Source organism: Aminobacter aminovorans, from assembly GCF_900445235.1.
GTDB lineage: Bacteria > Pseudomonadota > Alphaproteobacteria > Rhizobiales > Rhizobiaceae > Aminobacter > Aminobacter aminovorans.
In genome coordinates, this window is the sequence record NZ_UFSM01000001.1 from 834250 (window position 1) to 854417 (window position 20168).

Below are 20168 nucleotides of genomic sequence, written 5' to 3' on the forward strand. Positions count from 1 at the left end.
CGTAATGAGCAGGTGCAAATGATGAACGGCCTTGGCGCGATTAATGTGTTCATCCACGCTGCGGAAACACGCAGCTTTGTCGTTGCCGGTCGCCAGCTCGGCATTTCCGCATCCGCCGTTGGTAAGGCCGTGGCGCGGCTGGAGGACAGGCTGGGTGTGCGCCTGTTCCATCGCAGCACCAGGAGCATCACGCTCACCTCCGAAGGCAGCCTGTTTCTGGAGCGCTGCCGTCGCATCGCCGGAGAGTTCGAGGCGGCCGAAGAGGAACTGTCGCAAGCGCGCGCCGCGCCGAGCGGTCCGTTGCGCGTCAGCCTGCCCGTCGCCGGCACCTTGTTGCTGCCTGTGCTCGCCGATTTCATGCGCGCCTGGCCTGAGGTCCGGCTGGAACTCGATTTCACCGACCGACTCGTCGACGTCATCGAGGAAGGCTTCGACGTGGTGATTCGCACCGGCAAGGCCGCGGACTCCAGGCTGATGAGCCGCAAGCTCGGCGAATTCCGCCACCTGTTGGTGGCTTCGCCAGCCTATCTCGCCCGCGCCGGCGTGCCGGAATGGCCGGATCAGCTTCTCGCCCACGCCTGCCTGCACCACCGCCATCCTGTCACCGGCAAGCTGGAGCCATGGCCCTTGTTGCGCGACGGGGCACTGCTTGAACTGGACCTGCCGGTGACGGCAATCGCCAGCAGCGTCGAGGCGCGCATCCATCTCGCCGAACAGGGCTTTGGCATTGCCTGCCTGCCCGACTATGCCGTCCGGCACCAGCTCGCCGCGACGACCCTTGTGCCCGTGCTTGAGCCATTCCTAGACAATTGCGGCGTCATGCGCGCCCTCTGGCCCGCGGGCCCCTACCTTGCGCCCAAGACACGCGCCCTTGTCGACATCATGGCCGGGCGGCTGTTCGACGCCTAATCCAGCAGCGCCAAATCCAGCTGCGCCAGCCGGTCCGGGTCGGCGATGGCATCGATGCCGACGATCCTGTCGCCGTCCAGCCTGAGCATCAGAACGACACGCAGCTTGCCCATCGGTGCGACAATCAGGCCGATGGCGCCGTCGACGAGTGCCGGCAGCGCGCCCTGCGCCCGGCCCTTGAAGCTTTGCGCCACGGCCTGCGCGCCGCGCAGCTCGGCCAGCGCCCCCAGCTGCGCAGCCACGGCGTCGGCGCGGAACACGACGTCAGGGTCGAGCACGGCCAGCAGGCCGGCGAAATCGCCGCCGCGCGAAGCCGCGAGAAACGCCTCGACAACCTGCCGCTGGCGCGTCCTGTCGGGGGTAGGCGCCTTGTCGTCGCCCTGGACCCGGCGTCGGGCCCGGCTCGCCAGCTGTCTTGCTGCGACCGGCGTGCGCTCGACGATCGGCGCAATGTCGTCGAAGGACAGGTCGAACATGTCGTGCAAGACAAAGGCGATGCGCTCGGCTGGCGCCAGCTTCTCCAGCACCACTAGCAGCGCCAGCCCGACGGCATCGGCCATCGCCAGCTCGCGTTCGGGATCGACGGCAGGCGCATCGTCGGCAACCTCATCGGGCCCTTCGGTTTCGAGTTGCTCTTCGCGCCGCGCCTTGCGCTGGCGCAGCATGTCGAGGCAGACGCGCGCCACCACCGTCGTCAGCCAGCCCGAAAGATTGTCGATCTCATGCGCGTCGCTGCGCGCCAGGCGCAGCCACGTTTCCTGCACCGCGTCTTCGGCTTCGCTGGCCGAGCCCAGCATGCGGTAGGCGACGGCCCGGAGATGGCCGCGCTTCTCCGCGAATTTGTCGGCCAGAAAAATTTCTTCGTTCATCGGTCACATTCCTTGCTGCTGTTCCGTCAAGGCCATGACGAACGAATCCCGGCCGATGTGACACGAGACCGGTTCAAGGGCAGCGGCGTCAATAACGTCAGGCGTAAGGCCGGAACAACAACTGAGATTCGAGGAGAATTCCCATGCAAGCTCGTATGACCAATCCCGCCATCCTGCTTCCCGATGCCATGCAGGCGCTGTTTGCGCTCAACAAGGCGACTGAAAAGGACGGCCTGTCCGAGGTGACGCGCAAGCTGGTTCATCTGCGCGCCAGCCAGATCAACAGCTGCAGCGTCTGCGTGCACATGCATTCGCTCGAACTCAGGAAGCTGGGCGAGAAGGACGACCGCATCTTCGCCGTTGCCGCCTGGCGCGACACGCCCTGGTTCACGCCTGCCGAGCGCGCCGCGCTGGCGCTCACCGAGGCGGTCACCCGCGTCGCCGACAAGTCCGACCCGGTGCCAGACGACGTCTGGGAAGAGGCTGTCAGCCACTACGACGAGAAGGCGATCTCGGCGCTGCTTCTGACCATCGCGCTGATCAACGTCTGGAACCGCCTCAATGCGGCAGTTCGCCAGGTCGCGGGAGCCGCCTGGAACTGACGATCCACGTCGTGCGCTCCCTCATCCTGCGCCAGTCGAAGGGTGAGGGGCAGGTACGCTAAACCACCGCGCGGCGATAAAGATGCCAGGTAGCATGGCCCAGCACCGGCAGTACCACCAGGAGGCCGAGAAAAAAGGGCACGCAGGCCGCCAGCACCGCAACCGTCACCACCAGGCCCCAGCCGAGCATGACAAGCGGGCTCGCCAGCACCGCGCGGATCGAGGTCAGCATGGCGGTGACGAAGTCGATTTCGCGGTCGAGCAGTATAGGGATTGAGATGACAGTGATGGAATACAGTACCAGCGCCAGCGCCGCGCCCTCGATATGGCCGATACCGAGGAAGATCCAGCCCTGGTTGGTGGTCAACACAAGATCGGCGAAGCGGTCGAGCGTGGCGTAGGACATGCGGCCGAGGATCAGCGCCATCAGCAGCCTGATCTGGTACATCCAGACCCAGAACACGAACAGCATGACGAAGGCCATCCACGACACTTCGCGTCGGCGCTGGGCCCAGATCACGTTGAGGACCTCTCCAAGCGTCGGCTGGTGCCCGGCCTCCATCTGGCGGCTTACCTCATAGAAGCCGACGGCGGCGAAGGGCCCGACCAGCGGGAAGCCGATCGCGAACGGATAGATCAGCCATGGGGCGTGCAGCACCAGCAGGGACGTTGTAATTGCCAAGCCGATCACCACGAAGACCAGCGCAATGGCGAGCCCGATGCCCGGGCTCCGGGCGAAGTCGGCGGCGCCCTCCGCCAGGCTCTGCCTGATGTCGGCTACGGTCAGTGCGCGCACTTCCGGCGGCCTAGCCGGGCGCCTGGCGTAGGTGTCCATATCCGCCATTCGTCCTCCCTTGCCCCGCGCTGCATCCGACCGCAGCGATCTATCTGCGTGGCAACGCGACTTCCCGCATTGATCGAGATCAAGCGGGAGTGCTTCCGCTTTAGACGTCTCGTTCACGCGTCGAACACGCTGCACTCACGCCTGCATGGCAAGCTCGCCGGGTCATGTCAGTAGACGGGAGGCCGAGATGGCTTACTCAGTGCATTCCAGCCACGGACAGCAGACGGCGGATCTGACGATCCGGTTTCTCCAGGCAACTGCACGCCGTATCGCGGCAGCCGAGATGTGGTATCGCCGTGCCCAGAGCAGGCGGATCATCGCGGCACTCAGCCCGGAGCAGATGAAGGACATCGGCTACCCTGCCGTTGATGTTGATGCCATTCCCAGCCTCGACGTCGAGACTGGTCTCATGACCAGACTGCAATCGATGCGATAACCAACCGTCGCGGGCAACACGTCGCGGGGTGGCGGTCGCAGGGCCGGCATGCCGCGACGGCGATGGCCGTTGCGTCACGTCCCTGGCGCCTGCGTCAGGGCGATGGCCGTGCCGACGATCAGCATGGCTGCCACACCTTGCAGCACGGTGACAACGACGCTGAGCAGTGCGCGGCCGAGACCAAGGTCGAGATTGCGGGCAAACCAGCGCGTTTCCACCGCCACGTACCAGACGACGGCAACGACCAGCAGCAGCAGTGCTGCGACGCCCGCGGTGCTGTTGTGGACGCGCCACACCACGCCGGCCAGGCTGACGCCGAGGGCGAAGGGTGCCGCGACATAACACTGGCTGTAGAACGGTGGCTTCAAGGTTGCCCTGTCGATCCGGGCGCCGCGAAAGCGCAACAGCTTCACCGCCATCAGCAGCGGGAAGACGCTGAAGACGACGGCCCGAAAGATCAGAAGGTTGGAGTCGCTGGCGAGCATCGACGGCGCCACCCAGGAACGATCGCTGATGAAGCCGAGCTCCAGGCCATGCACGATCAGCAGCGTCAGCAGCAGGAACATCGGCGGGCTCATCGTGTCCTGGTACTGCTCGTCCACGTCGTCGGACAGCTCGACATTGGCATAGCGCATCATCTTGTCGGGGTCGCGCAATGCTCGCCACATCGTCAGCGGGTAAAACAGCAGCCACGACACGACCTCGTAGAGCAGTTCCTCGATCGATTTCAGCAGTCGCATGAAGTCCATGCGTCGCTCCTTCGCAGGGTGGTCCGCGCGGCATGATGACGGCGGGAATGGGTGAAGGGAAGGGCCGGGTGGCCGCTACGACCGCGTCAGGCGAAACCGCTGCCGGTATTGCGCCGGCGTAATGCCGGTATGGCGCCGGAACAGCCGCCGGAAGAACGCAGGGTCCTCGTAGCCGACGGTCTCGGCGATTTCGTCCGTCGCGTCAGCGGTGGCCTCCAGCATCTGCTTGGCCTCCTCGATACGCAGGCTTTGCACATAATCGACAGGCGTGTAGCCGGTCGCCGCCTTGAAGCGGCGCTTGAAGGTGCGCTCGGGCAGACCGCTTTCGGCGACCATGCGCGTCACCGGATTGGCGCAGGCGTAATTGTCGGCGATCCAGAGCTGGCAGTTGCCGATCGCCGCATCCTCGTGGCGCCTGGGCTTGGCCATCGCGGCGAAAGGCAACTGGCCGTCGCTGCGGTCGCCGAGCAGGAACACTTTTGCGATGCGCGCTGCTTCCTCCCTGCCGCTGTGGCGCGCGATCAGGTGCAGTGCGAGGTCTTCCCAGGACGACGCGCCACCTGTCGTGATCAGCTGTCCCTCAGGGTCCATGTCGCAGACGATGCGCTCGGGCCGGAATCGCACCAAGGGATAGTTGTCGCGGAAGATGTCGGCGGCGATCCAATGCGAGGCTGCGTCCTTGCCGTCGAGCAGCCCAGCCTCGGCGAGGAAGATCGAGCCTGTGCACACCGAGCAGATGGTGGCGCCGGCGGACAGCTGCGCCCGGACCCATTCCATCTCATCGCCCCATCCGAGCGCCGCGCCACCCTCGAGCGGCAGCGCCAGGTCGGTGACGATCACCACGTCGGTATTCTCTGTGTCGGCGAATGTCGCATGCGGCTGGATCGGCGTGCCGATGGCGCAGGTGAACGCCTCCTTGCTTCGTGCCACGATCTCGGCTGAGATGCGCCGTGCCCTGGTCTGCTGCCCGGTCAGCCGGTCCCAGATCGAGCCCACCGCCGACAGCACCTCGAACAGCCCGTATACCGCCGCCGGTGTCGTCTGCGGCAAGGCAAGCAGACTGATGCGGAGGGGTTCGGCCTGGGTTTTCATGTGCCATCAGTGGCACGTATGCCTCGTTTTTGTCCAGTATCGCTCTCGCGATCCGACTTCGACGTCCCTAGTGTCCGTCCAAGCCGCCCAGCGGGCGCGAGGAGATCGAAATGCCAGATCACATCAACACGACCAGCCGGCGCCGCTTCCTGCTCTCCGCAGCAGTGCTCGCCGTTTTCGGCGCAACCCCGGGGAGTAAGGCGATGGCCAGCAAAACCACCACAAAGACCGTCCGTGCCAATGGCGTCGAGATTGTCACCGAAACCTTCGGCGAGCCTTCGGCGCCGCCGGTGCTGCTGATCATGGGCGCCATGGCCTCGATGCTGTGGTGGCCGGAAGACTTCTGCCGCCTGATCGCTGCCAGCAGCCGCTATGTCATCCGCTACGACAACCGCGACACCGGCCTGTCGACCAAATTCGCGCCGGGCAAGCCACCCTATTCGATGGACGACATGGCTCAAGACGCCATCGCCGTGCTCGACGCTTATGGCATCGAAAAGGCCCATGTCGTCGGCATGTCGCTGGGCGGCATGATCGCCCAGATCCTGGCGCTGTCGGCGCCCGGCCGCGTCGCTTCGCTGACGCTGGTGTCGACCACGCCCATCGGCCTCGATCTCGACCTGCCGCCGCCGAGCCCTGCTTACATGGAGCACGCAGCGACGGGCGAGGGCGTCGACTGGTCCGACCGCGCCCAGTCGACCGGCTTCATCGCCGGCGAAGCCAGGGTGATCGCAAGCACCGCCCATCCGCACGACGCGCCCAAGACTCTCGCCTTCATCGAGCGTGACCACGACCGCTCCGGTGGTTACCTCTCGGCGACCAACCACTTCATGCTCGCCGGCGGCGAAGCGGTGAAGGGCAAGCTTCCCGGCCTGAACGTGCCGCTTACCGTCATCCATGGCACTGCCGACCCGATCTTCCAGATCGTCCACGGCAAGGCGATCGCCGACGCGGTCAAGGGCTCGACATATGTCGTCGTCGAAGGCGGCGGTCATGAGCTTCATGAAGACGACTGGGGCGTCGTCGTCCCGGCCATCGTCAAGAACAGCGCTGCGCCGCGCTGAGGTGCAGGCACATCGGCTTGAAGGGCCCGGTTCCGCCGGGTGCTGCTTGGGCCAGACCACGCCGATCACGCGGACAGCGGCCACAGCAGGCGCGAAACCCGTTCACGGCACCCGCCCGGGCGGCTATAGCAGTGCATTGCCGATGCATTGGAGCTCCCCCATGACCGCCACCCCCGACACCGTGCTCGACCGCTTCCTCCGCTACGTCGCCATCGACACCCAGTCCGATGCGAGCTCGCCGACCCAGCCCTCGACCGAGAAGCAGAAGAACCTCGGTCGCCTGCTCGTCGAAGAGCTTCTGGCGATCGGCCTCAGCGACGCCCATCTCGATGAGCATGGTTATGTCTACGCCACGGTGCCGGCCAACACCCAAAAGCAGGTTCCGGTCATCTGCTTCTGCTCGCATATGGACACCGCGCCCGATTTCACCGGCACCAACGTCAAGCCGCAGATTCTCCGCAACTATGCCGGCGGCGACATCCGGCTCACAGGCGACCCGCAGCAGGTCATCCGCGTGACCGAGCATCCCGAGCTGAAGAACCAGATCGGCAATGACATCGTCACCACAGACGGCACCACGCTGCTCGGCGCCGACGACAAGGCCGGCATCGCCGAGATCATGACGGCAGCACAGTTCCTCATCGCCAATCCCGATATCAAGCACGGCGCGGTCAAGCTTTTGTTCACCGCCGACGAGGAGATCGGCCGCGGTGTCGACAAGGTCGACTTCGCCAAGCTCGGCGCCACATTCGCTTACACGATGGACGGCGAGACCGCCGGCCATATCGAGGACGAGACCTTCTCCGCCGACGGCGTCGAGATCGCCATTTCAGGCGTCGCCATCCATCCCGGTTTCGCCAAGGGCCGCATGGAAAACGCCATCAAGATCGTTGGCGCCATCGTCGACCGGCTGCCGAAGGAGCTTTCGCCCGAAACCACCGAGGGCCGCGAAGGCTTCCTCCACCCCACCGCTTTGTCGGGCTCGATGGAAAAGGCCGCGCTCAGCCTGATCGTGCGCGACTTCACCGAAGCGGGCCTCGCCGCCAAGGAAAAACTGCTCGAAGACATCGTCAAGGACGTGCTGAAAGCCTATCCCGGCTCTTCCTACAGCTTCACCGTCAAGGAGCAGTACCGCAACATGAAGGTGGTGCTCGACCGCCACCCCGAGATCGTCGAAAACGCGCTTGAAGCCGTCCGCCGGGCCGGCATGGAGCCAGTGCGCGGCAGCATCCGCGGCGGCACCGACGGCTCGCGCCTGTCCTTCATGGGCCTGCCCTGCCCCAACATCTTCGCCGGCGGCCACGCCTTCCATTCTCCGCTCGAGTGGGTCAGCCGTCAGGACATGGAAAGGGCGGTGAAGACGATCGTGGAACTGGCGAAGGTGTGGGAGGAGAGGGCGTAGGGGCGGCCAGCTTGGCTTTGCGCCAATAGCGGCAATCGCCTGCTCACATGTCGCAATTTGGGCCGATAGCGGACTGGCAGCCTTCAAGACGTTGAAACGAAAAGGCCCGCCGCCGTCAGCGGCGGGCCATCGTGCTCCTTGGAATCTAGAACGCGGTGCTGAACCCAACCGTGCCCTTGAAGCCGTAGCTGCCCTCGAAACTGGTGGAGGCCAGTGCTTCGCCGTACAGGGCGTACTTGCCTCCGGCCCAGCGATAGGTGCCGCCAAGACCGAGTTCCGCACCGAAGGAATCGGGTTCGAACGCGATCTTGGTACCCGCCACATCGACAGCCGTTCCATCCAGGAATTCGTAGGTGAGATTGGCGATGCCGTAGACATGGCTGCCGCTCGCGCTGCTGCCTGCGTCATAGTTCAGGGCAACGCCAATCCGTCCTTTCAGGCTGTCGCCACTGTCCAGCGACACCTTGGCGCCGAACGGATCGGCGAACTCGTCAATGTCGACGGAGGCGTAGGCAAGCTGTGCCTGCGGGGTCACCGACCAGTTGCCGCTTACGGCAACCTTGCGGCCAGCTTCGATGCTGAAGGCATAGCCAAGGCCTTGATTGTCGTCGACGAGCTTGCCGACAGCATCGGCAGCAAGTTTGCTCGAGAGGCGGGTAACCGAGGCCTGGCCGTCGACATAGACGCCGTCGCTGCCATACCAGGTCAATGTCGCGCCGCCGCCATAGGAGTCGGTCGAATTGGTACCATTGCCGAGGCTGGAGCGGATGGCGGCGTTGACCCGGCCATATTGCGCGTTGATGCCGCCAATCAGCACACCCGAGCCGTTTTCGGTTAGCAGACCGTCGATGCCTGCCTGCACCAGATAGCGGCTGCTGTCATAAGAGGCGCCCGCCGTCGAACCCCCTTCGACATGGCCGTGCGCACCTTCGATCCGCGTCCAGAAATTGCGCGGGCCCGCATCACCCATGGCGGAGCCGGCCACTTCGCTTGCCCCAGGCCAGTAGCGGTCGCCGACGCGCTGCTGCAGCGTTGGCAGGTCGGTCAGGCCGAGTAAGACGATCGGATAGTTCTCATAGATAGGCACGGTCGGCGCGAGGGTATCGGTCATACGCAGATACCAGTCGCCGTCTGTGGGATCGACGATGCCGTTCTGGAAGAGGCCGTAGAGGTAGGCCCCGCCGATTGCCGGGGCGCCGAGCACGAAGGCATTGGTGGCGGATGTCCCCGCCACATCGACGATCTTGATGCCGTCGCCGATGGTCTCCGCCCCGGCTCCGCCGAAGTTGGTGACGAAGACCCGCGTCGCGCCGGCCCCAAGGATCGATTCTCCGGTGATGGCGAGAAGATCGGTGGGCGAGGAGTCGCTGCCGAGGGAGGTGTCGATCTGAAGGGTGCCGCCATTGCCCGTGTAGTTGCCGTCGATGGTCAGCGTGCCGATGCCGTTGATCCCGGGAGCGATCGCTCCGCCGGCGAAATTCCGGGTGTCGCCGACAGAGCCAATACCGGCAAGAGTGCCTCCTCGGACGTCAATGATGCCGCCGAGCATGCCGTTCACCTCGAGCGTGCCGCCATAAACGCTGGCAAGGCCGGTGAAGCCGGTCTGGTTGGTGTTGAAGATGGTGCGGCCGGCGAGCTGGTTGATCGCGCCGCTGCCGTTGATCGGCAGGTCGAAGATGTAGCCGGCTTCGGTGTGGTTGAAGTTGATGTCGGCGGTGGCCGCGAGGGTGATGGCAGAGGCTTCGAGTGTGCCCGCCCCCGTCGCAACCTGGCCAACCGCTCCGCCGATGTTCAGCGTGGCGTTGCTGTCCGGATCGAGGCCGCCCATCACGAGCGCCGAGCCACCTCCATTCACTACCACTCTGCTCCCGTTGGCGATGGTCAGGACACCGGTACCCGTGGTTCCCAGATTGATCGCGGTTCCACTGAGTTCAGACCCTTCGCCGGAAACGAGAACGTTGAAGTTGGGCACCACGTTGCCCGGAACGGTCGCGATGTTCACGGTCGTCCCGGTCATGACGCCGCCGTCGAGGATCGAAAGCGAGCCACGGTACATGGCTATGGCGCCAGAGTTCCATCTGGAGCCCTCGCCGGACACCTGCGCCATGACTTGTGCTGTGTACCAGCTGGCATTTCCGGCGCCGCCGAAGGAGGTGGCGCCGCTGATGTCGACCAAGCCGCCATCGAGGACATTGATGTAGCTTGTGCCGTTGGTTGAGATGAAGGACGCGGCTTCCAGCGTCGAACCTTCACCTTGCACGTTGACGGTGGCGGTACCCTGCGAACTTGTCGTGTGAACTCTTATGGCCCGCGTCGTGGTGTAGACGGCTCCATCCTCAATGGTCAGGGTCGATTGGCTTCCGGCACCGCCGCTCAAGTCATTCGGGTCGGTTCCCGTCGCGACCAGCCGGGTGCCCTGACCCGATACCGTCAGGCTCGCCACTTGTCCGACCTCGCCGGCAATATCCAATTGCGACACGGTTCCGCCGGCGGAGGAGCCGAATGTGACCCGGCTGCCGCCGTTGATGAGGGTGTGCCCCGCGCCAAGGCCGATTCTGGTGATGCCGGCGCCGGTCGCCCCGCCGATGGTAAGTTGTCCACCGCCAACCTTGCTGAGCACGCCAGGATTCAGGACGCCACTGCCCAAGATATTGCCCGTGAGCGTCAGACTCGCGCCGGTCGTGACGTTGAACGACACGGCGGGGTTGTAAGAGAGCGTGTTGGTGCCTGTGGCGATGGTGATGTTCTTGCCTGAAATGGCCGGTAGCGAGCTATCGAGGGAGAAGCTGCCGGTCAGCGTGATGGTCGAGGCTGCATCGCCGTGCGCCTCGGCGTCGGCGATCGCCTGGTAGAGTTCCGTCTGGCTGGACGCCTCGAAACTCGCCGCCCGTGCCGCTGGCGTTGGGAAGGCTATGGCAAGGGCGGTCATGCAGACGCCCGAAAGAAGCTTGTAATTTCTGGTTGATTTGGTACCCGGTGCGCCCCCGTCCGCGCAAGACTGCATCATTCCAATTCCCTGTATGCACTGCCTAAGATTTGTTACGTTGAAATCGATAGAAGCTTCTTTGGCAAGGAAAAGCCGGTTCCGTTTGTCAGAGAGACTTAATGAATTCTTATCTGTTCAGCGCTGATACATAGAGCTCAGCAAATCGGATTTGCCTGACTGATGTTTGGCATTGCCAGGCGCACACAGCTCAAAGAGGCTCTGTTACCCATAGGGTGAGTTCTTGGGCACTTCGCAGACCAGCGAAAACCACTACCGGGACACCGAGGGCGCTTTTCATGGCCATGGCTCCTTACGCATGGGCGGAGGAACCAACCTCCCCATAAGTTGGCGCAGATGAAGCTCTACGCCAGGAGGTTGGCAGCAGCAAAATACCTAAATCACGTTCAGCTCGCGGAACGGCCGCCCCTCCGCGATGCGCTGGTAGCCGAAGGCCGAGCAGTCGATGGTGCGGTAGGCGCCATGGACCAGCAGTTCGGCCAGCGCCTTGCCGACCGCCGGCGCCTGCTGCAGGCCATGGCCGGAAAAGCCGTTGGCAAAGATGAAGTTCTGTACCTCGGGATGCGGGCCGATCACCGCGTTCTGGTCGAGTGCGTTGTAGTCGTAATGCCCGACCCAGGCCTGCGTCGCCTTGATCGCTTCGAAGGCCGGCACGCGGGTTGCCAGCACCGGCCAGATCACCTCCTCGAACAGGCCCCAGTCGGGGTTGAAATCCTTGGGGTCGGCGGCCAGTTCGCCATCCTCGCTTTCGGCCCCGCCTGTGATGTAGACCGAACCTTCGGGGCGAACATAGACGCCGGAGGGGTCGACCATCAGTGGCATGTCGGCGAATTTTTCGCGCGCCTCGAAGACGAAGACGTTGCGCTTGCGCGGCTCGACCGGCAGCACCAGCCCAGCCATGGCAGCGACCTTGCCGGCATTCGGCCCGGCGGCGTTGAACAGCGTGCCCGCCTCCAGCCGCTCGCCATTGGCAAGCGTGACTGCCGTGACCCGGTTGCCGACACGCTCGATGCTTGTCACCTCAGATGTGATCAGCTCGATGTCCTTGGTTTTCAGCGCCTTGCGGAACAGGCCGAGCATGGCATGGGCGTCGAACCAGCCTTCGCCTGACAGCCCATAGGCGCCGGCGGAAATGCCCTCGGTCGAGATCCAGGAGAAGCGTTTCTGCAGTTGCTCGGCGTCCTCGAGCACGATGTCGGCACCCTCGGCCATCTGGGCCTCGTGGTTGGCCTTGAGGATCGGCAGGCCGTTGTCGCCGGCGAGGATGAGGTAGCCGCCCTCGCGGAAGCCGATGTCGGCGTCGGGGCCGAACTCCTCCTTGAGGCGCCGGAACAGGGCAAGCGTGAACTGCGACAGGCGGATGTTTTCTGGGATCGAGAATTGCTGGCGGATCGAGGCGCAGGACAAAGTGGTCGCGGCATGGGCGAATTGCGGGTCGCGCTCGACAAGCGCGATCGAGCCGGTGAAGCCCTCCTCGCGGAGATAATAGGCGATCGAGCTGCCGACGATCGCGCCGCCTGTGATGACCACGTCGTAGCGTGCCATGGAGTGTTCCCGTCTGTCTGTGCTGGAGGACAACAGCAGTTACGCCACCGCCCGACAAGCCCTTGCAAGGGCCAGCATTGCCGGGCAAGAAGACCAGATGTCACATTCTCTGCCCCGCCCGCGCCGTTCGGTGCTGTTCGTTCCCGCCACCAACGAAAAGGCGATCGCCAAGCTTGCGCAGCTCGCCTGCGACACCGTCATCTTCGATCTGGAAGACGCCGTGCTGCCCGAGCACAAACTGGCGGCACGGGACAGGCTGGCAAAATTCTTCGCCGAACGGCCGTCCGGGGCACGTGAATATGTCGTGCGCATCAACGGGCTGAAAACGCAGTGGGGGCCGGACGATCTCGCTGCCGCCGGCGGCTGGGCCGCCGATGGCGTGGTGCTGCCCAAAGTCGAGACGCCGCGCGACCTGCTCGAAGCCAATGACGTGCTCGACGAGGCCGACGCGCCCGACACGCTCAAGCTCTGGGCGATGATCGAGACGCCGCGGGCGCTGGTCAATCTGGCGGCCATCGCCGAGCTCGGCCGCGATCCCTCGGCACGGCTGTCGTGCCTGATCGCCGGGCTCAACGACCTTGCCAAGGACACCGGCGTCAAGCTCACGCCCGACCGCCGCTATCTCCAGTCCTGGCTGATGCAGATGGTGCTCGCCGCCCGCGCCGGCGGTGTCGACATGCTCGACAGCGTCTCCAACGATTTCCGCGATCTCGAGGCCTTTGCCGTCGAGTGTGGCGAGGCGGCCGCCATGGGCTTTTCGGGCAAGACAGTCATCCATCCGGCCCAGATCGGCCCGGCCAATGCGGCGTTCTCGCCCTCAGTCGAGGCACTTGCCGAGGCGCGGGCCGTCGTCGACGCCTTCGCGCTTCCTGAGAACACGTCCTCAGGTGTAATCTCGCTCGGCGGCAAGATGGTCGAGCGGCTGCACCTTGCAGAGGCCGAGCGGCTTCTGGCGCGGGCAGCGCAGCTCGAAAGCCTCAAGCACTGAAAGGGACACCGCCATGAAACTCTACCGCTTCCTGACCGGCCCCGACGACGCAACCTTCTGCCACAAGGTTACGGCTGCAGTGAACAAGGGTTGGCACCTGTTCGGCTCGCCGACCTATTCGTTCGACGCCGAAACCAGGACTATGCGCTGCGGCCAGGCGGTGGTGAAGGATGTCGAGGGCCACGACTACGAGGCCGGCGTCACCAAGCTCAGCGACTACTGATGTCGGGGAGCTGCCGCTATTCGGCGGCTTCCTCCAGCCTTTCCATGTCCTCGTCGGACAGGCCGAAATGGTGGCCGATCTCATGGATCAGCACATGGGTGACGATGTCGCCCAGCGTCTCCTCGTTCTCGGCCCAGTAGTCGAGAATGGCGCGGCGGTAGAGCGTGACCCGGTTGGGACCTTCGCCGGTCTGCGGGTTCCAGCGCTCGGCGATGCCGCGTCCCTCGAACAGGCCGAGCAGGTCGAACGGCGTTTCAAGCGACAGGTCGTCCATGATCTCGTCGGTCGGGAATTCGGCCAGCAGGATGACGACCTCGCCGGTCAGCTGGCGAAACTCCTCCGGCAGATGCGCATAGGCTTCGAGCGCCAGGAGCTCCATTTCCTCGATCGAGGGCGAAAGCTGGTCGTGCCAGGCGCGGGTCTTGTAAATGCGGGCCATTCTTTGTCCTTTTGGGGGCATATAACCCTTTGCCGCCACGCTTACGAGGCCTTTGCCGCTCGGGCGCCAAATTAGCGGCAACAGGAGCAGGGCAGGAGAGGAATAAATTCTCCTTGAATCGACTTGACTCTCCCTAGCGCCTCTGGAATCTATAAGAACATAACAGGAACAACCGGGGAAGCAGATCGACATGGCGACCAGCGCCGTGGCGCGGGATGTCGTTTTTGCCTTGCGCCAGAAGATAGCGAAGATCGAGGGAACGCTGGCCCAAAGGCTGGTCGCGCCTGCCGACGGCCAACCGGTCGCCGGGCTCCTGGTCCGCCGCAACGGCCATGCCTCGGCGCGCGACTTCTTCCTGCCGACAGGTGTCGAACGCCTCGACGAGGTGCTCGGCGGCGGCCTGCCGAAGGCGGCGCTGACCGAGATCCATGGCACCGAAACCCGAAATGCCGGTGCGGCCGCTGGGCTCGCGCTCTGCCTCGTCAGCGTCATGCTGAAGGAGCGGTCGCGGCCCAGGGACCTGGTGTTGTGGGTGGGTAGCACAGAGATGTTCCGGGAGGCGGGGCTTCCTTATGCGCCGGGTCTCGCCAGCTTCTTCGGCCTATCAGCCGAAAGCCTGCTGCTTGCCGAGGCGCCGAAAGCCGCCGATGTGCTGTGGATTGCCGAAGAGGCTGCCCGCATCGAGGAGATCGCAGCCGTCGTCGTCGAACTGCGCGGCAATCCGCGCAGCGTCGACCTCACGGCGACGCGCCGCCTGCACCGGCGGGCGCAGGACAGCGGCCGGCCGGTCTTCCTGTTGCGCCAGTCGGCCGCGCCGGAGCCAACGGCAGCACCCGTGCGGCTGGTCGTCTCGCCCGCGCCGGCCACCCTGCGGCAGACGCTTCTCGGGCCGCTGGTCGGTTCGATCGCAGCACCGGCTTTTGCTGTCGAGATCGGGAAGAGCCGTACCGCTCTTCCCGGCAGCTTCATTCTGGAATGGAACCCCGATGCACGCACCCTCGCAGAACGAAACCCAGAGAATCGTGTCGCTGTGGTTTCCCCATCTCGCGGCCGAACGCATCCTCCGACGCAGGTTGGGGCGGTCCTGGCGTTCAAGCCCGCAGCCGCTGAAGCCGCTGGTAACCAGCCATCGGGAGAGCAACACCCAGCGCATCGCCGGCCTCGACGCACGGGCTGAGGCGCTCCGGCTGAAGCCGGGCATGGGCATCGCCGAGGCGCGCGCCATGCATCCAAACATCGACGTCGTCGAGGCCGACCCCGAGGCCGACCGCAGGCTGCTCGAAGGGTTGGCCGATTGGTGTGACCGCTACACGCCGCTTGTCGCGATCGACGGCGAAAACGGGCTGTTCCTCGACATCACCGGGTGCGCCCATCTCTTCGGTGGCGAAAAGGCGCTGCTCGCCGACCTCATGGCGCGGTTTTTCCATCAGGGTTTCGACGTGCGCGCCGGTCTTGCCTCGACGCCCGGTGCTGCATGGGCTGCGGCCCGTTTTGCCGCCGGCCAGATCCTGGCTCCGGGCAACGAGCGCAATTTTCTCGCCCGCTTGCCGCTGTCGGCGCTCAGGATCGATGCCAGGACCAAGGCGAGCCTCGAAAGCGTCGGACTGCGCAGCGTCGGTGCGATCATGGACGGGCCGCGCGCTCCGCTCGTCCGCCGCTTCGGCACTGAGCTCATCGAGCGGCTGGACCAGGCGCTGGGCCGGCTCGAGGAGGCGATCTCGCCGCGCCTGCCGGTCGCCCCGCTTTCGGTCGAACGGCATCTCGCCGACCCGCTGTCGCTGATCGACGACATCGAGCGGCTGATCGGCCTGCTCGCCGCCACCCTCAAGGTCGATCTCGAACGCAGGGAGGAGGGTGCGCGGGCGCTCGAACTCCTGCTGTTTCGGGTCGATGGCATGGTCAGCCGCATAACTGTCGGTGCCTCGCGCCCCATCCGTGAGCCGACACTGGTGCGCAGGCTGTTTCATGAGCGGTTGGCGATGCTCGGCGAGAGCCTCGATGCCGGCTATGGCTTCGACCTGGTGCGTCTCTCCGCCCTGTCGACGGCCCGCTTCGACGCGCGCCAGGCCGACCTTGCCGGCGAGGTCGAAGATGGCGGCGAGGAACTGGCGATCTTTGCCGATCGCATCGGTGCCCGCCTTGGCGACGCCGCGGTACTCGAAGCCGTCCCCGTCGAGAGCCATTTGCCCGAACGTGCTTCGCCTGCCCGGCCCTATGCCCAGGAGGAGGCCCGCAAAAGCCTGGTAGCGTGTCCGGCCAAGCCGGTGCAGCAAGCCGGCCGGCGCCCTCGACAGGTCGACCGCCCCATCCGCCTGTTCCGACAGCCCGAACCCATTGACGTTCCGGCGACCGAGGTTCCCGATGGTCCGCCGCTCAATTTCCGCTGGCGCCGGGCGTTGCATCGCGTGGCCCGCGCGGAAGGGCCCGAACGCATCGCACCCGAATGGTGGCGCGAGGAGTCGGACGCGCCGACGCGCGACTACTACCGTATCGAGGACGCCGAAGGCCGCCGCTACTGGCTCTACAGGCAGGGCCTCTACAATGCGCAAGCGGTGCCGCGCTGGTTCCTGCACGGGGTCTTCGCATGAACATGGTCGTTGCTGCCAACTATGCCGAATTCGGCATCCAGTCGAATTTCTCGTTCCTGCGGGGGGCTTCCGCGCCGGAAGAGCTGGTGATCGCGGCGAAGTTTCTGGGGCTTTCGGCCATCGGCCTTGCCGACTGCAACACGGTGGCGGGTGTCGTCCGCGCATGGAAGATGGCTCAGACGGAGGAGATGGCCTACCACCCGGGATGTCGGCTGGTTTTCGCCGACGGCACGCCCGACATGCTTGCCTACCCCAGGGATCGCAAGGGTTGGGGGCATCTGTGCCGCATGCTTACCCAGGCCAATATACGGGATGAGAGCGAAAAGGGCGCACCGCTTCTCTACCGGAAGGATCTTTTGGAGTGGGGCGACCTGCTGTCGCTCGCCATCCTGCCCGACGTGACGGCTGCCACGGAAGATGACGTCACGCTTCTGCGCAGTCTCAAGGAGCGGTTCGGCACCTCCTTGTGGCTGGCGGTCGCGCCGAATTTTGACGGCAACGACCGCTTCAGGATCGAGCAGGCCGTGACCATGGCCGCGATGGCAGGCGTGCCGCTGATGGCGACCAATGATGCGCTCTACCATGCCCCGAGCCAGCGCGCGCTTCAGGACGTGCTGACTGCGATCCGCCTCAGTGTGCCTGTTGCCGAGGCTGGCTTCGAGCTCAAGGCGAACGCCGAACGCCACCTCAAGGCGCCGGTCGATATGGCGAGGCTTTTTCGCAACCACCCGGAGGCCCTGGCCGAGACGCTGCGCTTTGCCGAAAGCCTGCATTTCTCGCTGAAGGAGCTCCAATACAATTATCCCGACGAACCGACGGAATCGGGTCTCGAACCGCAGGCGGAATTGGAAAGGCTGACCTGCGAAGGGGCAAAAGAGCGCTACCCCGACGGGGTTCCGGAGAAGGTTCAGGGGATCATCAGGCATGAGCTCGGCATCGTCGAAAAGCTCAATTACGCCCGCTACTTCCTCACCGTCCACGACATAGTCCAGTTCGCGCGTTCGAGGGGCATCCTCTGCCAGGGGCGCGGGTCTGCCGCCAATTCGGTCATCTGCTTCTGTATCGGCATCACCGATGTCGGACCCGACATCGTCGATGTGCTTTTCGAGCGCTTCATCTCGGAGGAGCGTGGCGAGCCGCCGGATATCGACGTCGACTTCGAGCACGAGCGACGCAACGAGGTCATCGAGTTTATCTACCAAAAATACAGCGCCAAGCGCACGGCGCTGGCGGCTTCCGTCGTCACCTATCGCGGTCGCTCGGCCCTGCGCGAGGTCGCCAAGGCGATGGGTCTGTCGGACGATATCAGGGGCGCCTTGTCGGGCTCGATCTGGGGTTGGTATTCCTCCGTGCTTGGCGAGACGGAAACGACCGCGGGCGGCCTCGACAAGGCAGATCCTGTGACCCGGCATGTGATCGAGCATGCCAACGGGATCATGGGTTTTCCACGCCATCTGTCCCAGCATGTCGGCGGCTTCGTCATCACCCGCGACCGGCTCGACGAGATCGTGCCGATCGTCAAGACGGCGATGGACGAGCGCAAGATGGTCGAATGGGACAAGGACGATCTTGATGCTGTCGGCATATTGAAAGTCGATGTGCTGGCGCTCGGCATGCTGACCTGCCTGCGCAAGGCCTTCAACCTGCTCGAGGCACATTATGACGAGCGTGACCGCCATGGCCGGCCCTACACGCTGGCGACGCTGCCACCGGGGGATCAAAGGGTCTACGACATGATCTGCCGGGCCGACACGCTCGGCGTCTTCCAGATCGAGAGCCGGGCGCAGATGTCGATGCTGCCGCGGCTCCGGCCACGCAAGTTCTACGATCTTGTCATCGAGGTGGCGATCGTCCGCCCCGGTCCGATCCAGGGCGACATGGTGCACCCCTATCTCAGGCGGAGGCAAGGAAAGGAGAAGGTAGCCTTTCCGAAGGAAGAACTCGAAGACATCCTGGGCAAGACACTGGGCGTGCCTTTGTTCCAGGAGCAGGCAATGAAAATCGCCATCGTAGCCGGCGGCTTCACGCCCGGCGAGGCCGACCAACTCAGGCGCGCCATGGCGACTTTCAAGCGCACCGGCACGATCGGCAATTACCGCGATAAGATGATCAGCGGCATGGTCAAGAAAGGTTACGAGCGCGACTTCGCCGAGCGTTGCTTCAAGCAGATCGAGGGTTTTGGCGAGTACGGTTTCCCCGAGAGCCATGCTGCGGCCTTCGCGCTGCTCGTCTACGCCTCCTGCTGGTTCAAGGCCTACTATCCCGACGTGTTCTGTGCGGCGATCCTGAACGCGCAGCCGATGGGATTCTATCGGCCGGCGCAGTTGGTGCGCGATGCGCAGGATCACGGCGTCGAAATCCGCCAGGTCGATGTCAATCACTCCGTCTGGGACTGCACGCTCGAGCGTTCGGGCTTCGATCCAAAGCGCATTCAGCAACGCCATGCCGAAATGCGGGATGTCATCAGGACCAGCCACGCCGTCCGACTCGGCTTCCGTCAGATCAAGGGGCTTTCCGACAAGAAGATGCAGGCATTTGTCGAACGGCGCGGCAAGGGCTATGTCTCGGTGCGCGATGTCTGGCTGCGCTCGGGGCTCGATGTCGGCGAGATCGAATTGCTCGCCCAGGCTGATGCCTTCCGTTCGATCGATATCGACAGGCGTGCCGCCCTCTGGGCGGTGCGTGCGCTCGATGGCAAAAGTGCCGCCGAGATGCTGCCGCTGTTCGACCGTCCCGATGTCCAGCTGGTCAACAACGAACCTGAGACGCATTTGCCGTCGATGCCGCTCGGCGAACACGTTATCCATGACTACCGTTCGCTCGGCCTGTCGTTGAAGGCGCATCCGGTGGCCTTCCTCAGGCATCACCTCGACCGCGCCGGCATCACACCCAATGCCCGGCTCGGCAGCGTGCCCGACGGGCGGCGTGTGTCCGTTGCAGGGCTGGTTCTGGTCCGCCAGCGACCGGGCAAAGGCAATGCCATCTTCCTCACACTGGAGGACGAGCATTCGATCGCCAATGTCATCGTCTGGGCGCGGGTCTTCGAGCGTTTCCGACCTGTCATCATGGGGTCGAAGTTCATCCGCGTCACCGGCAAGCTCCAGGCGGAATCAGGCGTGATCCACATCGTCGCCGACAAGATGGAGGACCTGACGCATTGGCTGGCAGCGATGTCGGAAGAGCTGCAGGCGTCAACCGATGCTCAGGTCGTGCCCGCCCTGGCTAATGGAGCGCGGCAAAGCGCTGCGGAGAAAGCAGCAAAAGATCCGCGTGTTACCCAGAGCTATGAAAGGCTCGCCCGCAAGGCCAGCAGCGTCATGCCCAAGGGGCGCAATTTTCAATGAAGGAAGTTTGTTGAACGCGAGCTTGGGCGCAAGGGGATGCCCGCAAAGTCCTGAACAAGCGCGTGAGCAC

The 20168-nt window shown here is 64.5% G+C and carries 17 protein-coding genes; 10 read left to right on the plus strand and 7 right to left on the minus strand.

Features of this window, described 5'->3' with window-relative positions; genetic code table 11:
- Window positions 1–21: 21 nt before the first annotated feature.
- Window positions 22–909 (plus strand): LysR family transcriptional regulator, encoded by an 888-nt coding sequence (locus tag DY201_RS04015; RefSeq protein WP_115730088.1) that lies wholly within the window; start codon window positions 22–24, stop codon window positions 907–909.
- Here DY201_RS04015 and DY201_RS04020 read toward each other — a convergent pair.
- Window positions 906–1778: a sigma-70 family RNA polymerase sigma factor gene (locus DY201_RS04020; protein WP_115730089.1), complete on the minus strand. Its 873-nt coding sequence runs from the start codon at window positions 1776–1778 to the stop codon at window positions 906–908. The two genes, DY201_RS04015 and DY201_RS04020, sit on opposite strands and share 4 nt — an antisense overlap.
- Before the next feature lie 143 nt (window positions 1779–1921).
- On the opposite strand from DY201_RS04020, the gene DY201_RS04025 reads away from it, so the two are divergent.
- The gene (locus DY201_RS04025) at window positions 1922–2380 is read left to right on the plus strand and encodes a carboxymuconolactone decarboxylase family protein (protein WP_115730090.1); all 459 of its coding nucleotides are present in this window, start codon (window positions 1922–1924) and stop codon (window positions 2378–2380) included.
- 58 nt (window positions 2381–2438) lie between these two features.
- On the opposite strand, the gene DY201_RS04030 is transcribed toward DY201_RS04025, so the two are convergent.
- A complete protein-coding gene (locus DY201_RS04030) occupies window positions 2439–3224 on the minus strand; it encodes a DUF2189 domain-containing protein (RefSeq protein WP_115730091.1) in 786 nt (261 codons plus the stop codon).
- Between the two features lie 187 nt (window positions 3225–3411).
- Here DY201_RS04030 and DY201_RS04035 point away from each other — a divergent pair, with 187 nt between their 5' ends.
- Entirely contained in the window at window positions 3412–3660 is a 249-nt protein-coding gene (locus tag DY201_RS04035; protein WP_165916096.1) for a YjiS-like domain-containing protein, read from the plus strand.
- A 74-nt stretch (window positions 3661–3734) separates the two neighbouring features.
- Here the strand turns inward: DY201_RS04035 and DY201_RS04040 are convergent, their stop codons facing one another.
- A complete protein-coding gene (locus DY201_RS04040) occupies window positions 3735–4409 on the minus strand; it encodes a permease (protein WP_115730093.1) in 675 nt (224 codons plus the stop codon).
- A 75-nt stretch (window positions 4410–4484) separates the two neighbouring features.
- Window positions 4485–5501, minus strand: coding sequence for a GlxA family transcriptional regulator (locus DY201_RS04045; protein ID WP_115730094.1), 1017 nt, complete (start codon window positions 5499–5501; stop codon window positions 4485–4487).
- Between the two features lie 110 nt (window positions 5502–5611).
- Between DY201_RS04045 and DY201_RS04050 the strand changes: the two genes are divergently transcribed.
- Both DY201_RS04050 and pepT read left to right on the plus strand, forming a co-directional pair.
- The gene (locus tag DY201_RS04050) at window positions 5612–6565 is read left to right on the plus strand and encodes an alpha/beta fold hydrolase (RefSeq protein ID WP_245431887.1); all 954 of its coding nucleotides are present in this window, start codon (window positions 5612–5614) and stop codon (window positions 6563–6565) included.
- A 160-nt stretch (window positions 6566–6725) separates the two neighbouring features.
- Window positions 6726–7967: a peptidase T gene (gene pepT, locus DY201_RS04055; protein WP_115730095.1), complete on the plus strand. Its 1242-nt coding sequence runs from the start codon at window positions 6726–6728 to the stop codon at window positions 7965–7967.
- A 145-nt stretch (window positions 7968–8112) separates the two neighbouring features.
- Here the strand turns inward: pepT and DY201_RS04060 are convergent, their stop codons facing one another.
- Both DY201_RS04060 and DY201_RS04065 read right to left on the minus strand, forming a co-directional pair.
- Entirely contained in the window at window positions 8113–10896 is a 2784-nt protein-coding gene (locus tag DY201_RS04060) for an autotransporter family protein (protein ID WP_165916095.1), read from the minus strand.
- Between the two features lie 450 nt (window positions 10897–11346).
- Window positions 11347–12516 (minus strand): NAD(P)/FAD-dependent oxidoreductase, encoded by a 1170-nt coding sequence (locus DY201_RS04065; protein ID WP_115730097.1) that lies wholly within the window; start codon window positions 12514–12516, stop codon window positions 11347–11349.
- Between the two features lie 97 nt (window positions 12517–12613).
- Between DY201_RS04065 and DY201_RS04070 the strand changes: the two genes are divergently transcribed.
- Together DY201_RS04070 and DY201_RS04075 are read left to right on the plus strand one after the other, a co-directional pair.
- Window positions 12614–13504, plus strand: coding sequence for an HpcH/HpaI aldolase/citrate lyase family protein (locus tag DY201_RS04070; protein ID WP_115730098.1), 891 nt, complete (start codon window positions 12614–12616; stop codon window positions 13502–13504).
- Window positions 13505–13517: 13 nt separating this feature from the next.
- Window positions 13518–13727, plus strand: coding sequence for a DUF1737 domain-containing protein (locus tag DY201_RS04075; RefSeq protein WP_115730099.1), 210 nt, complete (start codon window positions 13518–13520; stop codon window positions 13725–13727).
- Window positions 13728–13743: 16 nt separating this feature from the next.
- Here DY201_RS04075 and DY201_RS04080 read toward each other — a convergent pair whose 3' ends face one another.
- A complete protein-coding gene (locus DY201_RS04080) occupies window positions 13744–14166 on the minus strand; it encodes a metallopeptidase family protein (RefSeq protein WP_115730100.1) in 423 nt (140 codons plus the stop codon).
- 190 nt (window positions 14167–14356) lie between these two features.
- Between DY201_RS04080 and DY201_RS04085 the strand changes: the two genes are divergently transcribed.
- Genes DY201_RS04085 through DY201_RS04095 form a run of 3 tightly spaced genes read left to right on the plus strand, consistent with a single transcriptional unit; the run spans window position 14357 to window position 20098 of the window.
- On the plus strand, window positions 14357–15343 hold the full coding sequence (locus DY201_RS04085) for an ImuA family protein (RefSeq protein WP_115730101.1): 987 nt from the start codon (window positions 14357–14359) through the stop codon (window positions 15341–15343).
- The gene (locus DY201_RS04090; RefSeq protein ID WP_245431888.1) at window positions 15240–16754 is read left to right on the plus strand and encodes a Y-family DNA polymerase; all 1515 of its coding nucleotides are present in this window, start codon (window positions 15240–15242) and stop codon (window positions 16752–16754) included. The genes DY201_RS04085 and DY201_RS04090 overlap by 104 nt, the downstream gene beginning before the upstream one ends.
- Window positions 16751–20098 (plus strand): error-prone DNA polymerase, encoded by a 3348-nt coding sequence (locus DY201_RS04095; RefSeq protein ID WP_115730102.1) that lies wholly within the window; start codon window positions 16751–16753, stop codon window positions 20096–20098. The genes DY201_RS04090 and DY201_RS04095 overlap by 4 nt, the downstream gene beginning before the upstream one ends.
- Window positions 20099–20168: the final 70 nt, after the last annotated feature.